Source organism: Gammaproteobacteria bacterium (assembly GCA_032250735.1).
Taxonomy (GTDB): domain Bacteria; phylum Pseudomonadota; class Gammaproteobacteria; order SZUA-152; family SZUA-152; genus SZUA-152.
This window is the reverse complement of record JAVVEP010000004.1, coordinates 53,842-67,115: the sequence shown is the minus strand read 5'-3', so window position 1 is coordinate 67,115 and position 13,274 is coordinate 53,842. Positions and strand designations below refer to the sequence as shown.

The 13,274-nt window shown below is 61.7% G+C and carries 11 protein-coding genes; 8 read left to right on the top strand and 3 right to left on the bottom strand.

Translation table 11 applies throughout. The features are described 5' to 3' along the window. The first annotated feature begins 3 nt into the window (after positions 1-3). From RRB22_03740 to RRB22_03725, 4 genes are all read left to right on the top strand, one after another. Entirely contained in the window at positions 4-660 is a 657-nt protein-coding gene (locus tag RRB22_03740; GenBank protein ID MDT8383504.1) for a hypothetical protein, read from the top strand. A 9-nt stretch (positions 661-669) separates the two neighbouring features. Further along, positions 670-3,990: a hypothetical protein gene (locus tag RRB22_03735; GenBank protein ID MDT8383503.1), complete on the top strand. Its 3,321-nt coding sequence runs from the start codon at positions 670-672 to the stop codon at positions 3,988-3,990. A gap of 260 nt (positions 3,991-4,250) precedes the next feature. Continuing rightward, on the top strand, positions 4,251-5,687 hold the full coding sequence (locus RRB22_03730) for an HDOD domain-containing protein (protein MDT8383502.1): 1,437 nt from the start codon (positions 4,251-4,253) through the stop codon (positions 5,685-5,687). 63 nt (positions 5,688-5,750) lie between these two features. Continuing rightward, positions 5,751-6,845, top strand: a complete 1,095-nt coding sequence (locus tag RRB22_03725) for a DUF484 family protein (GenBank protein MDT8383501.1) — start codon at positions 5,751-5,753, stop codon at positions 6,843-6,845. A 12-nt stretch (positions 6,846-6,857) separates the two neighbouring features. Here the strand turns inward: RRB22_03725 and rhlB are convergent, their stop codons facing one another. Beyond that, positions 6,858-8,171, bottom strand: coding sequence for an ATP-dependent RNA helicase RhlB (gene rhlB, locus RRB22_03720; GenBank protein ID MDT8383500.1), 1,314 nt, complete (start codon positions 8,169-8,171; stop codon positions 6,858-6,860). A gap of 172 nt (positions 8,172-8,343) precedes the next feature. Between rhlB and trxA the strand changes: the two genes are divergently transcribed. The 3 genes from trxA to RRB22_03705 all read left to right on the top strand — a co-directional run bounded on the left by trxA (position 8,344) and on the right by RRB22_03705 (position 11,241). Further along, entirely contained in the window at positions 8,344-8,670 is a 327-nt protein-coding gene (gene trxA, locus RRB22_03715) for a thioredoxin TrxA (GenBank protein MDT8383499.1), read from the top strand. A gap of 498 nt (positions 8,671-9,168) precedes the next feature. Continuing rightward, the gene (gene rho, locus RRB22_03710; GenBank protein ID MDT8383498.1) at positions 9,169-10,425 is read left to right on the top strand and encodes a transcription termination factor Rho; all 1,257 of its coding nucleotides are present in this window, start codon (positions 9,169-9,171) and stop codon (positions 10,423-10,425) included. Positions 10,426-10,512: 87 nt separating this feature from the next. Further along, on the top strand, positions 10,513-11,241 hold the full coding sequence (locus tag RRB22_03705) for an ankyrin repeat domain-containing protein (protein MDT8383497.1): 729 nt from the start codon (positions 10,513-10,515) through the stop codon (positions 11,239-11,241). Positions 11,242-11,408: 167 nt separating this feature from the next. Here RRB22_03705 and RRB22_03700 read toward each other — a convergent pair whose 3' ends face one another. Both RRB22_03700 and RRB22_03695 read right to left on the bottom strand, forming a co-directional pair. Next, a complete protein-coding gene (locus RRB22_03700) occupies positions 11,409-12,101 on the bottom strand; it encodes a cytochrome c3 family protein (protein MDT8383496.1) in 693 nt (230 codons plus the stop codon). Positions 12,102-12,150: 49 nt separating this feature from the next. Then, positions 12,151-12,720, bottom strand: a complete 570-nt coding sequence (locus RRB22_03695; protein ID MDT8383495.1) for an ankyrin repeat domain-containing protein — start codon at positions 12,718-12,720, stop codon at positions 12,151-12,153. A 175-nt stretch (positions 12,721-12,895) separates the two neighbouring features. Here RRB22_03695 and RRB22_03690 point away from each other — a divergent pair, with 175 nt between their 5' ends. Then, a complete protein-coding gene (locus RRB22_03690; GenBank protein MDT8383494.1) occupies positions 12,896-13,270 on the top strand; it encodes a hypothetical protein in 375 nt (124 codons plus the stop codon). Positions 13,271-13,274 lie beyond the last annotated feature (4 nt).

Here is a 13,274-nt window from a genome sequence, read left to right as displayed (position 1 = left end):
GACATGAGCAGTGACAGGGGTAGTAAGGGGCGGTGGGCGCGAGCCTGGGTTTTGATCACGGGGGCGCTGTTGTTGACGGCCTGCGCCACCGTCAATAAACAGCATCCGCTGGTGCTGGAGGGGGTGGTGACGGAGGCGCAGATGGCGGAGGTGGCCAGGGTGTATTTCATCCGTCCCAAGCCCTATAAGAGCAAAGGGGTGTCCGATGCCCGGGTGCGCATCTCGTTCCAGAATGAGACCCTGCTCACCCAGGCGGAGGGCAATTACAGCCTGCTGTATATCAGGCCCGCCATGGGCCTGCTGAAGGTCCATTCGGAGACGATGTTCACGGATCAGGCCGTCCCGGTGGAGGTGTGGCGGGCTCGGGAATACAAGTTTATTGCCGGCAAGACCTATTTCGTCTACGTGCGTCAGCTCAATGAGGAATTCCGCGGGGTGTTTTATGAGCCGCAGCCCGTCAGCCTGGCCGAGGCCCAGCAGCTGATCCAGCCGGGGGACGGCTTTGTGGGGGGCACCCTCGCCACCGGCGCCGCCCGCAGCGCCCCCATCGATAGGCTCACCGAGGTCGATGCCCCGCCGGCGAGCGCCGTCAAAGAGCTGCTGCCCGCCCTGCCGGAGAATATCTACAAGCAGGAAAAATACCTGTACAAGGTGCGATAGCAGCACACGATGCGGCTTGTCAGGCCAATAACGGTGTCGCGGGCGAGGCGACTCGCCCCCGGCGGCGCGCTGTGGGCCGGGCTGGCGATAGCGGGTATTGCGCTGGTGCTGGGGGGCTGTGCGGTGCCGGCCGCGAGCGTCACGCCGGTCAGCGTGACACCGCGTATCGTGGCGACCGCGCCGCAAAACCTGCAACAGGGCAAGGCCGCCCGCCTCACACTGCCGACCGCTCAGTGGACACCGGACACCCAGCTGGCGCTGATGCCCGCCGGGCCCTATCGCACCCATCTGCTGACGCTGACCGCGCCGCCGGTGGCGATGCTGGCGGTGGGCACGGCAGCGGCGGGTCAGCGGGTGTTTCTCGCTACCGCCGACCGGCGGCTGTCCATTGTGGACTTTCCCGCCGCGGGGCTGTCGTTACCGAACGCATCACCGGACGCGTCACCGCACGCACGTTCTCCGGGCCTCTCTTCAGACAAGGATCTCTTGCACGGCGACCAGGCCCAGGTGCTGGCCCAGCTGGAGCTCGCCAGTCCCGTGACCCAGCTGGCCCACGCGCAGGATCGGCTGCTGCTGGCCCTGGCCGATGGTCAGCTGCAGTGGTGGGATATCGCCACACCGACCGCGCCGCGCCTGCTGGGCTCGCAGCCCCTGTCCGGTCGGCTGCTGGACCTGCAATGGGATGGAGAGACGGCCTATCTGTTGCTGGGCCAGGCGGCGGATGAGGTGCAACTACAGCGCTGGCTGTGGGCCGAGGCGACATCGCCCCGGCTGGACCGGCAGTGGGCATTGCCGGTCGCGGCCGATGCCTTTGCCGTGCGTGGGTCGTGGCTATGGACGGTCGGTCCGGCGGGCATCGCGGTGCTGGATATCGCCGCCGGGCAGGCCCTGCTCCGGGACACTCAGGCCACCTCGGGGCGTCCCGACGACGTGCAACTGCAGGGCCGGCTGGCGCTGGTGGCCGACGGTCGCGGCGGCCTGGTGCTGTTCGATATCGGTACCCCGGCACAATTGCAGTGGCGTGGCAGTTACAACAAGCACGGCGCGATCCAGGGCCTCGCGGTGGCGCCGCTGGACGCGACCGCTGGGCCGTCGCCCGGCAGCCTGACCCCCCGCGGCGACAGCGCCCTGCTGATGCTGCGCAGCGGCGGGGTGTTGCGCCTGGGCCTGGCCAATCCCGCCCTGCCCAGTAGCGGCGCGGCCTTTCGGGCGGATGCACCGATCGTGTTCGGCGCCCTGCACGGGGATGCCGCCCTGCTGGCGACCGAACACAGCCTGCAACGGGTGATGATGGTGGGCGATGGCCGGGGCGCGATCTCCTCCGAGGGGCTGAACCTGGGCGGCAGTCGCCGCGGTGCCTTTGCTGAGGGCGATGACGACCACATCCTCTACGTGGCCGACTGGTTCTCCGGCCTGCACCTGTACGACATCCGCAACCCGCGCCGGTTACGCCACCTCTCCAACTACCACACGCCGGGATCCAGCAAGGGCGTGGCGCTGCTGGGCCACTACGCCCTGGTGGGGGATGACGATCAGGGCCTGCAGATCATCGACGTCCAGGACCCGCTCCGCCCCCGCTGGACGGCCGAGCTGACCCCGGCGGAGATGGCCGGGCTGGGGCTGGCCTACACCATGAAGCGGGTGGGCAATACCCTGTATCTGGCCGACCATCGAGGCGGTTTTCACATCATCGACCTGACGGACATTCGCCAGCCGCGCCGCCTCGGCGGCTACGACACCCCGGGCAAGGCCTGGGATATCGAGGTGCAGGGCACGGTGGCCTTTGTCGCCGACGACCGCGCGGGGCTGTTGCTGTTTGACGTCAGCGACCCCGCCAGTCCCGCACCCTTTGCCCAGTTTAATCCCGGCGGCCAGGCCGAGGCGGTGGCCCTGCAGGACGGCCGTGCCTATGTCGCCTTTTTCGATCAGGGTCTGTACACCCTGGATGTCCGCGACCCCCGCCAGCCCCGGGTCATCGGCCACACACCGATCCCCGGCAACGCCCGCGGCCTGGAGCTGGGGGACGGCGTGCTGTACGTGGCCAGCTGGGAGGCCGGCCTGCAGGTGGTCGATACCCAAGGCCCGGCGGTGCCCCAGATCATCGGCCAGTTCGACACCGATGGCGCGGCCTGGGGGGTGAAGGTCCGGGGGGGGTACGCCTACGTGCTGGACTGGTGGGGCGGCATCAAGGTGGTGGATGTGCGCGACCCCGCGCGCCCGGCCTATGTGAGTCGCTACCACGCCCGCGATCGCCTGCAGCAGATGCGCAGCAGGGATACCTATCTCTATGCCGTCAGCGGTGCCGGGGGCCTGCAGGTCTATGACATCAAAAATCCGTTGAATCCCATCTGGGCCAAGGGGCTGGAGATTGCCGGCCACAGCCAGGATCTGTGGATCGGGGATGAGCGCCTCTATGTGGCGGCGGGTGCCGGCGGGGTGGCCATCGTGGATATCCTCGACCCCTTCTACAGTCGGCAGATTGGCCACATCGAGACCCCTGGCGAGGCCACTCGGGTGCGGGCCGGTAACGAGTATGCGTATATCGTCGACAGCCTGGCCGGCCTGCTGGTGGTGGATGTACGCGATCCGCAACGGCCGCGGGAGGTGGCGCGTTATGAGCTGTCGGTGCACGATCTGTGGCTGGACGGAGAGGATCTGTGGCTGGTGACCGAGCAGGGTCTGGCGCAGCACCGGCTGGCGGCGGATGGTCGACTCATGCCGGGCGCGGTGGTGCCGGGGGCGTTTGTCGGGGTGCGGGCGCAGGCTGGGCTGGTGGCGGCAAGCCACGCCTCGGGCCGGATCAGCCTGTGGCGGCGCCCGGCCGAAGACCGGCCGGATGTCCTGGTGGCGCTGGGGCAGTATGACAGCGCCGATGTCATCACCGGCCTGTGGCTGGACACCGATCGGCTGTATGTGGTGGGGCGTGAGACCGGCCTCAGCGTGGTAGACATCCGCCAGCCGCAGGCGCCGCGCCTGATCGCGGTCTATCCCCCCACCGGCAACCATACCCAGGTGAGCATCGCCCGCGGCGCGGCATTTCTGGCCGGTGAGGCCAGGCTCGCCTCGGTCAGCCTGCTGCCGGCGCTGGCGGTCGGCGCTGCGGCCGGGGGCGGGCTGGAAGTACAGCTGCCTGACGATCTGCCGCTGGGGGCCTACCACCTGTTGTCGGTCGGGCCGGACGGTCGGCACCAGCTGCGGCCGAAGGCGATTGAGGTCGGTTTTACCGCCCCCGGCCGGCGCCGTTTCTCGCTGGATACCTATCGACAGCTCATGACATCCCCCCTCAAGCCGCCCGTCGAGGCGACCACCGATATCCCCGCCGAACGCTGAAGGCCGGCCCGGCCGCTGAAGCTGGCCGCGGATTTTGCGAAGCGCGTCCCATTTTCGGATTTTTCGGTTGTGCCAATCACCTGTCAGGGGCTAGGATAGTGACGATTATCCCAATCTAATCAGTGGCTTAATGAAATGTGCCGGTGGTCGGCTGACAGGCGGCTAGAGGTTTTTCTGGTATTCATGGTTATACTTTTTTGAACATCTGTCGCTAATGGCGTAATGCCGGTAATTTTGGCCACTGTTTCAAGAGGATAGATATGTCGACCTCCATCACCGTACGCCGTTATCTCGATGCGCAGGACGTGCGCTATTCCATCATCAACTGCCCGGTTGACGAGCAGGGACGATGGAAGGGGGACATTGGTAAGGTATCGCCCTCCGCCGTCGCCCGGGCGATGATCCTGAAGGATATCAGCGGCCTGGTGATGGCCGTGTTGCCGGTGACCCACCGCCTGAAGCTGGACGCCCTGAACCAACAGCTGCACCGCAAGCTGCGCCCCGCCGATGAGGCCGATTATCGCGGTGTGTTTGCCGACTGCTCGCCGGGCATCCTGCCGGCACTGGGCGAGGCCTACAGTTTTGAGACGATCATCGATGATTCCCTGCTGAACCAGGACTATGTCTATATTGCCTCGGGCAACACCGGTGAGCTGGTACGGATCAGCGGCGAGGACTTTCAGCTGCTGCACAGCAATGCCTGGTACGGCAACACCTTTTCCCAGATCTCGGAGCAGCGGGTAGCGCCGTCGCCAGCGGACACCCTGGCCGCGACACCGGCGCCCCGCTCGCAGCCTGAGCGGGTGTCCGCAATTCAACCGGAGGTAGCGAAAATGCCGATTGCCACCATGCGTCAACGTGTCGAACGAATTACCGAACTGCCGGCGATGCCCTCCCTGGCGCAAAAGATCATTCAGCTCAATTCCAACCCCTACGCCCATGCCGAGGACCTGGCCAAGCTGGTGGAAAAGGATCCGAGCCTGACAGCGCAGATCGTCCGTTATGCGCAGTCGCCGTTTTACGCCTATCAGGGTCAGGTGGCCTCGGTACGCCAGGCCATCTCCCGGGTGCTGGGATATGACATGGTGATGAATATCTCCCTGGGCGTGGCGGCGGCACGGCCGTTCAAGATCGCCCCGGAGGGCCCGCTAGGCCTGAATGCCTTTTGGCGCAACGCGACCTACAGCGCCGCGCTGACTCAGGCGCTGTGCAATGTGATGCCGCGCGCGCAGCGCCTGCGTCCGGGCACGGCCTACCTCGCCGGGCTGTTGCACAATTTTGGTTTTCTGCTGCTGGGCCACCTGTTTCCTGAAGAGTTTGCGCGGCTGCAAAAGGCGGTCATCGATGAGCCCCAGGCGCCGGTGTTCGAGCTGGAGCAGCGCCTGATCGGCACCACCCACATGGAGATGGCCGTCTGGTTGATGGAGGCCTGGAACATGCCGCAGGAGATCCTGGTGGTACAGCGGGAACATCACAACCCGGACTATGTCGGACCGCATGCCCAGTATGTGCAGCTGGTGGCGCTGGCCGACCGGCTGCTGAAGGGGCTGGACATGGGGGATGCCGCAAGCGATGAACTGCCGGACGACCTGCTGGCCGCGGTAGGGATCGATGCGGGACAGGTGGCCAGGGTAATGGAGCGCGTGGTGGAGGGTCGCGAGGAACTCGACAGCATGGCGCGCCAGCTGGTCGCCTGATCTATACCGCCGCGCCTGCCGCCGACCATCGCGCGGCCAACCAGAGGTTAATGCCAGCTTGTCATGACTGACGATCTGTATCACGAAAATCAAATCCTCCGCCGCAGACTACGGGCCTTTCTCAGCCAGGCCCGCGAAAACGAGCAAAAACAGCGCCGCTTCCACGAACAGGAATTACGCCTGATCAGCACGCCCTCGCTGACCGAGCTGGTGCAGCGGGTGCTGTTTAATTATCGCACCGCCTTCGGGCTGGATGTGGTGAGCCTGGTGCTGCACGACCCCGAATATGAGATCCAGCGTATCTTTGAAGACGACGGCGTGCGCCTGGGCGAGGTGGAGCAGCTGCTCTTCCAGCACGATCTGGACGCGCTGGACACCCTGTTTGGCATTTCGGCAGAACCCCGACTGGGCAGATTTGTGTCGCGCGAGCACGGCTTTCTGTTTGCCGGGGGAACGACGACGGTGCGCAGCGTCGCCCTGTTGCCCCTGGTGCGTTACGGCAATCTGATTGGCAGCCTCAACCTCGGCAGTGAGCAGGAGACGCGTTATGTCGAGGGTGCGGCGACGGATTTCCTGCAACGCCTGGCGACTGTGGTGGCGATCTGCCTGGAAAACGCCACCAATCATGAGCGCCTCAAGCGCGTCGGACTGAGCGACTCCCTGACCGGGGTCAACAACCGCCGTTTCTTCGATCAACGATTACTGGAAGAGGTCGGACGGGCGCGACGCGCACAGGAGCCGCTGACCTGTCTGTTCATGGATGTGGATCACTTCAAACGGGTCAATGACGAGCACGGCCATCAGACCGGGGATCAGGTGCTGCGCGTGGTGGCGGGACTGATACGCGAACAGCTGCGTGGCAGCGATGTGCTGGGCCGGTACGGCGGTGAGGAATTTGCCGCCCTGCTGGTCAATGCCAGCGGCGAGGCGGCGATGGAGATTGCCGAACGCATTCGTGCCGTGATTGCGGGGCACGCCTTTACAACCGTGGACGGAAAATCGCTGGCGGCGACCATCTCGATCGGTGTCGCCACCCTGCTGGACAGGGGCCAGGAGGCCTCGCTGGCCGTGCTGGCCAACGATCTGGTGGACCGTGCCGACCAGGGGGTATACGCCGCCAAGCACCAGGGGCGTAATCAGGTGGTGTTGTTGAGTTGAGAGTCTCGGCTTTCAGCCGGGGCGGCGCGGCTTGTTGCCCGAGCCTCGATGTCCCGGGGACTTGTTGCCTGAGCCCCCGCGATGTCCGCCCCGTTGGCCGGATGCGCCGTGATGGCCGGGCTTGCGCTCGACACGCACCGGCGGCTTCAGCTCGGTGGCCAGCAGCTCGGTGGTGATCTTGCCGCGGGGGATCTCGTACCCAAGGTAGTCCTGGATGTCGGACAGTGAAAAGGCATAATCCTCGCAGGCAAAACTGATGGCGTCACCGCTGGCGCCGGCCCGTGCGGTGCGGCCGATACGGTGCACGTAATCTTCGCTGTCCTGCGGCAGGTCGTAGTTGATGACGTGGCTGACGGCCGGAATGTGCAGTCCGCGGGCGGCCACGTCGGTGGCCACCATGATCGCCAGTTCGCCCTTCTGAAACTCATCGAGCAGGCGCAGGCGTTTGTTCTGCGGCACATCACCGGAGAGCAGGGCGGCCTTGAAACCGTTACTTTCCAGAAAACCCCAGACCTTTTCCGCCGCGCGCTTGGTGTTGACGAAGATGATGGTGCGGGTGGGATCCATGTGTCGCAGCAGGCCGATGAGCAGGGGGATCTTTTCGTCATTGGACGGACCGTAGACGACCTCCTCGACCCGGTCGGCCGTGACCTTGTCGGTTTCGACCCGCACCGTAATCGGGTTATTCATATGCTCGTAGGCCAGCTCGGTGACGCGCAATGGCAGGGTGGCGGAGAAGCACATATTGAGCCGCTCGGTGGGTGGCGGCATACGGCGTAGCATATAACGGATGTCCTTGATGAAGCCGAGGTCGAACATGCGGTCTGCCTCGTCCAGCACCATGGCCTGGATGGCCTTGAGGTCATAGACACCCTGCTTGAAATAGTCGATAAGACGGCCGGGTGTGCCAATCAGGATATCGACACCCTCTTCGATACTGCTGCGTTGCTGCTCATAACCCGTACCACCATAGACGGCCTGTATCTGCAGCCCGCAACCCTCGGCCAGCGGCAGGGCGTCCTTGTGGATTTGCACTGCGAGCTCGCGGGTGGGGGCGATGATGATGGCGCGCGGTTGATTTTTTTTGCGCTGCGGATCAGCGGGCAGGGTCTGTAAACGATGCAGGATGGCGAGCAGAAATGCGGCGGTCTTGCCGGTGCCGGTCTGTGCCTGACCGAGGATATCCTTGCCCTCTAGTGCCAGCGGCAGGGTTTGTGCTTGTATGGGGGTGCAGTGGGAAAAGCCGGCGGAGGCAATGCCCTGTAACAGGGGTTCGGCGAGCTTCAGGTCAGAAAAGGCAACATCGGATGTGTGAGTATTGGTCATGATGCAAAAGAATAACAGGAATGTGACGATATTGTGCTTGAATTCTATGGTCGATTAGGCTGAAATGAGCAACATGCCGTCCCAGATGTTCGGACGAGCAAAGCGTGTCCCGGCAGGTCTGTAACGCAGATGCTAAATTTCCCCCGATTTATTACCCCATGGAGGTCTATCAGTGAGTGGAGACATCGTTTACCTCACAGACGATTCTTTTGAAGATGAAGTCGTGAAAGCAGAAGGCCCGGTGTTGGTCGATTATTGGGCTGACTGGTGTGGCCCGTGCAAAATGATCGCGCCCATCCTTGATGAGATTGCCGAAGAATATAAGGGCAAGATAAAGGTCGCCAAGCTCAATATCGATGAAAATCCCGGTACGCCACCCAAATTTGGCATTCGCGGTATTCCGACGTTGATGTTGTTCAAGGGTGGAAATGTTGAGGCGACCAAGGTGGGTGCCGTATCCAAGTCTCAGCTAACGGCTTTCATTGATAGTAATATATAAGCCAGTTGTTGATGCTGTCGCGTGTGACAGATCAATAACGGGAGAACTGGGGTAGCTGGTTCGTGAAGTGATGGTTGGTGCCGATCTCCATAGCCCCCGCATTTTTGGCGATGGGCTGGACGGCGCCGATACTTCGTGCTAGCTTTACCGCCAATAAGAATTGCATTTGAGCCGCTGTCCGGCTGTCTTCTATATTCAGTCGTCTGCTTTAAGCCCATTTAAACGGTTTATTTCAAGACAAATTTCACAAAAGATTCAGGCAGCGATTCAAAACAATCGAATATCTGTGGCCTTAGATCGCTCTCGCCAGCTGCATCCATTGCCCTAAATTTGCGCCCTATTCTTACCCTAATAGCACCCTAAGAGCACCCTTTTAGACTACCCAGTTTTTTACAGAATAATCATACCCGAACATGACAGGTCGGTTCCTGGCCGGCCTGAACAACCCCCCAACTTTTTCCCGATAACCCCCCATAATTTCAACTGATCGCAGAGCCTATGAACCTAACAGAACTGAAACAAAAATCCGCATCCGAGCTGACCGAGCTCGCCCACACCACTGGCGTAGAGGGCATGGCCCGGGCGCGTAAACAGGACATCATCTTCGCCCTGCTCAAGGCGCATGCGAAAGGCGGTGAAGACATATACGGCGATGGCGTGCTGGAGATCCTGCAGGATGGTTTTGGTTTCCTGAGATCGTCGGACAGTTCCTATCTTGCCGGGCCGGATGACATCTATGTGTCGCCGAGCCAGATTCGACGTTTTAGCCTGCGCACCGGCGATACGATCTCCGGCAAGATTCGTCCCCCCAAGGAAGGCGAGCGTTATTTTGCCTTGCTCAAGGTCAGCGAGATCAATTTTGACCGCCCCGAGAATGCGAAAAACAAGGTGCCGTTTGAAAATCTGACGCCGCTGTTTGCCAACGAGCGCCTGACCCTGGAGCTGGGCAATGGCAGTACGGAAGATCTGACGGCACGGGTTATCGATATGGTTTCTCCGGTGGGTAAAGGCCAGCGTGGGCTGATCGTCTCCCCGCCCAAATCGGGCAAAACCATGATGCTGCAATACATCGCCCAGAGCATTGCCGCCAATCACCCTGAATGTATCCTGATTGTGTTGCTGATCGACGAACGCCCGGAAGAAGTGACGGAGATGGCGCGTTCGGTGCGCGGTGAAGTGGTGTCCAGTACCTTTGATGAGCCGGCGAGCCGCCATGTACAGGTTGCGGAAATGGTGATCGAAAAGGCCAAGCGTCTGGTGGAACACAAGAAGGATGTGGTGATTCTGCTGGATTCGATCACTCGCCTGGCGCGCGCCTACAACACCGTGATTCCCTCTTCAGGCAAGGTGCTGACGGGGGGTGTGGATGCCAATGCCCTGCATCGCCCGAAACGTTTCTTCGGTGCCGCGCGAAACATCGAAGAAGGCGGTAGCCTGACTATTCTGGCGACCGCTCTGGTGGATACGGGGTCGCGCATGGACGATGTCATCTATGAGGAATTCAAGGGTACCGGCAACATGGAGGCGCATCTGGACCGCCGTATCGCCGAAAAACGCATCTATCCCGCGATTGATATCAATCGCTCCGGGACTCGTCGTGAGGAGCGCCTCACCAATCCGGAAGAACTGCAAAAGATCTGGATTTTGCGCAAGCTGTTGCATCCCATGGATGAAATAGCGGCGATCGAATTCCTGTTAGACCGACTAAAGGACACCAAGGTCAACGCCGAATTCTACGACTCAATGAAACGCTAACCCGTGCTGGATTGATTTTATTCCCTGTTTTTCCCCCAATGTTTGTAAAGGCAGACCATGAATAAGCGGTGGCTAAAGCGCGCAGCAATGTGCGTCCTGGCATGCGGCGTCGTATTGCTTGGTGCCTGTTCGCGCGAATACCCCACGGAGCTGATGAATGCCGCGAAAGACGGTAATCTGAAGGCGGTGCAGGATGTTGTACAGCGAGGCGCCGATGTTGGTGAACGTAGCAACAAGGGCAAACGTGCGCTGATGTTTGCTGCCTCTGAAGGCCATCTGGATGTAGCGCAATGGTTGGTCGAGCAGGGCGCGGATGTCAATGTGGCCGACAATTACGGCACCACGGCGCTGATCGTGGCCGCCACGGCGGGTCATCACGCGGTAGTGAAACTGTTGCTGGAGCACGGTGCGAATATCCATGTGCGTGACGACAGCGGCGGCGCGGCGCTGGTGAATGCCGTTTATTTCGGCCACACCGAAACAGTGCAATTGCTGTTAGACGCCCTGAGCCGAAACGAAACCCCGCCGCTGGACAAGCGTGATGGTGAAGAACTGTTGATGCTGGCCTCAGGTCTGGGCCATGTGGAGATTGTTCGGCTGATGGTGGCGGCGGGTATTGATGCCAATGGTCGGGGGCTTAAGCGGCGCACGCCGCTGATGGCCGCTGCCGCATTCGATCGTGCGGAGGTCGCCAGAATCCTGTTGGCGCAGGGCGCCGATCCTCAGGCGCAAGATGACGATGGCAATACGGCCCTGATGGTTGCGCGGGACAAAGGCAGCGCCAAGGTAACGGCCTTGCTGGCGGCGTCCCGCTAAGAGGCTGTCGGATTCAGGATGAATTGGCTGCGGAAGTGGGAGAGCGGCCCAAATTTCCCACTCCCTCGCTTCAATCCACCTAAACCCGACAGCCTCCTAGCGCCCTTCAGATAGAGGGCCCAGCATGTCCTGGCCCATGTTCCCAATGGCGAAACCGAGACCTGGCATCAGGGTGCCGGGGGACGGACGCCCATAAATTCGTTCCAGCGTGCCGGCGTGCCTTCATGGGGTACGCTGTGGCAACGCTCACAGGTCCAGAGCGCGAAGGCCACCTTGTCGTGGCAGCGGCCGCAATATTCACCGGCCAGGACGCCATCCATGGAGATGTCATTGGCCCCCTTCTGTTGAATGAAGATGTCGGGATGACAGTTTGAACAGGCCAGCCATTTTGTATGCGCGAGGTGGGGGAATTTGACCCACGGCATCTGGCCGGTGTCCTTGAACATGATATCCATGTCCAGCACGGCCATCTGACTCTCTCCCCTGAGATCGGCGCGGGGTTCAATGATGCCGAGATCCATTGCCTTGACCCAGTCAACACCGCCGCGACGATCCAGCGGGAAGGCGCTCAGCGCCTCTGCCGGCTCTTGTAAGGCGCTGATGGCGGCATTTTCCGGGTCGTGGATACCGTCCGTGGCGAGGGCCTCGGTTTTGACCTCATTGGCAAAAAAGCGGTTGTCACGCCAGCGCTTACCCTCGCCCACCCCGCCTTCCACCACATACGTGGCGCTGCGGGTGGAGGTGGCCGGCGCGGGTGTGCAGGCGCTCAGCCACTGCACCGTGACCAGTGAGACGAGCAGCGCAGTGTAAAATCCAAATCCGCGTTTCAACCACGAATTCAGGTTAAAGCCTTTAGGCATTCGTCCTCCCTTACTCATATATCGTCAGCGTCCAGTGATGGCGACGTCGCTATTGTTTCGCGCCGGCGGCCTTTAGTACATCCAGGACCTCGTTATAGCCTTCGTTGCGGGCGATGACGATGGCGGTGCGGCCATCCTTTGCCTTGGCGTTGACGTCAGCCCCTGCGGCAATCAATGTTTTTATGCTGTTGAGGTGGCCACGGTTGGCGGCCCACATCAGTGCGGTCCAGCCGTTGTTGTCGGCGAGTTCAGGATCGGCCTTGCGGGCCAGAAGCAGTTCGGTGGACTCATCCTGGCCCTTTGACGCGGCGCGCATCAGCGCCGTCCAGCCGTCATTATCGCGGGCGTTGATGTCGGCGCCGGCATCCAGCAACAGGGCCAGGGTGGCGGTCTGGTTCTGCCTGGCGGCATGCATCAGCGCCGTCCAGCCATACTTGTTGCGCTCATCCACCGCGGCACCCTCGGCCAGTGCCGTTTCCACCGCGACGGGGTCGTTGGCAAGGGTGTGTTGCATGAGCTCGGTGTTGCCGTCACAGGCGGCGAACAGACCGAAGCTAGCGCACAGCAGCAGGAGCCGTCCGAGCGCTGAATATCTATGGTGTGTGCGTGTCTTGATCATTGCGGCAGTGATACGTCGTTGTCCGTCAGGGAGATGGCCCAAGTCTACTCCCCTGGGAACGCTAAAAGTGTATCAAGTCGCTTGCCGTGGGCATAGGCTGGAAGGCCGTGAATAGGCAAGACCCCATCGCTCGGTTACTATGCGCCTTTAAATGAGCGGCAGGATATAAAGGCGTATGGCTTCGATTGCATGTCCACATTGTGGTGAAAACACGTTCAGCTGGTGGGATCGATATCTCACCGGGAAATGGGCCGTATTGCGGTGTGCAAACTGTGATGGCCGCGTCTGTGCCCAGCCGGTTGTGCTGGCGGTACTATATTTTTTATATGTCTGGGATGTGGTGCTGTTCGGTTATCTCGCCTACCTGGATTCACTCTGGTATCTGTTGGTGATGCTGGTGGGCTGGCTGATTCTGGACTATTTCTCGGTCTACGTGCCGTTTTCCGCCCTGCGGGCGGGGCGGGTGAGACGCGAGCCCGGCGCCCCGGCTGCTGCAGTCGACACCCAGACCGATCAGCAGGGTATCGATCCCGCGAGTAAAGACGCCTGAGAGC

Coding starts and splice junctions, on each gene's coding strand:
- RRB22_03735 (MDT8383503.1), top strand. CDS start 670: ATGCGGCTTGTCAGGCCAATAACGGTGTCGCGGGCGAGGCGACTCGCC.
- RRB22_03730 (MDT8383502.1), top strand. CDS start 4,251: ATGTCGACCTCCATCACCGTACGCCGTTATCTCGATGCGCAGGACGTG.
- RRB22_03690 (MDT8383494.1), top strand. CDS start 12,896: ATGGCTTCGATTGCATGTCCACATTGTGGTGAAAACACGTTCAGCTGG.
- RRB22_03725 (MDT8383501.1), top strand. CDS start 5,751: ATGACTGACGATCTGTATCACGAAAATCAAATCCTCCGCCGCAGACTA.
- RRB22_03705 (MDT8383497.1), top strand. CDS start 10,513: ATGTGCGTCCTGGCATGCGGCGTCGTATTGCTTGGTGCCTGTTCGCGC.
- rhlB (MDT8383500.1), bottom strand. CDS start 8,171: ATGACCAATACTCACACATCCGATGTTGCCTTTTCTGACCTGAAGCTC.
- RRB22_03740 (MDT8383504.1), top strand. CDS start 4: ATGAGCAGTGACAGGGGTAGTAAGGGGCGGTGGGCGCGAGCCTGGGTT.
- rho (MDT8383498.1), top strand. CDS start 9,169: ATGAACCTAACAGAACTGAAACAAAAATCCGCATCCGAGCTGACCGAG.
- RRB22_03695 (MDT8383495.1), bottom strand. CDS start 12,720: ATGATCAAGACACGCACACACCATAGATATTCAGCGCTCGGACGGCTC.
- RRB22_03700 (MDT8383496.1), bottom strand. CDS start 12,101: ATGCCTAAAGGCTTTAACCTGAATTCGTGGTTGAAACGCGGATTTGGA.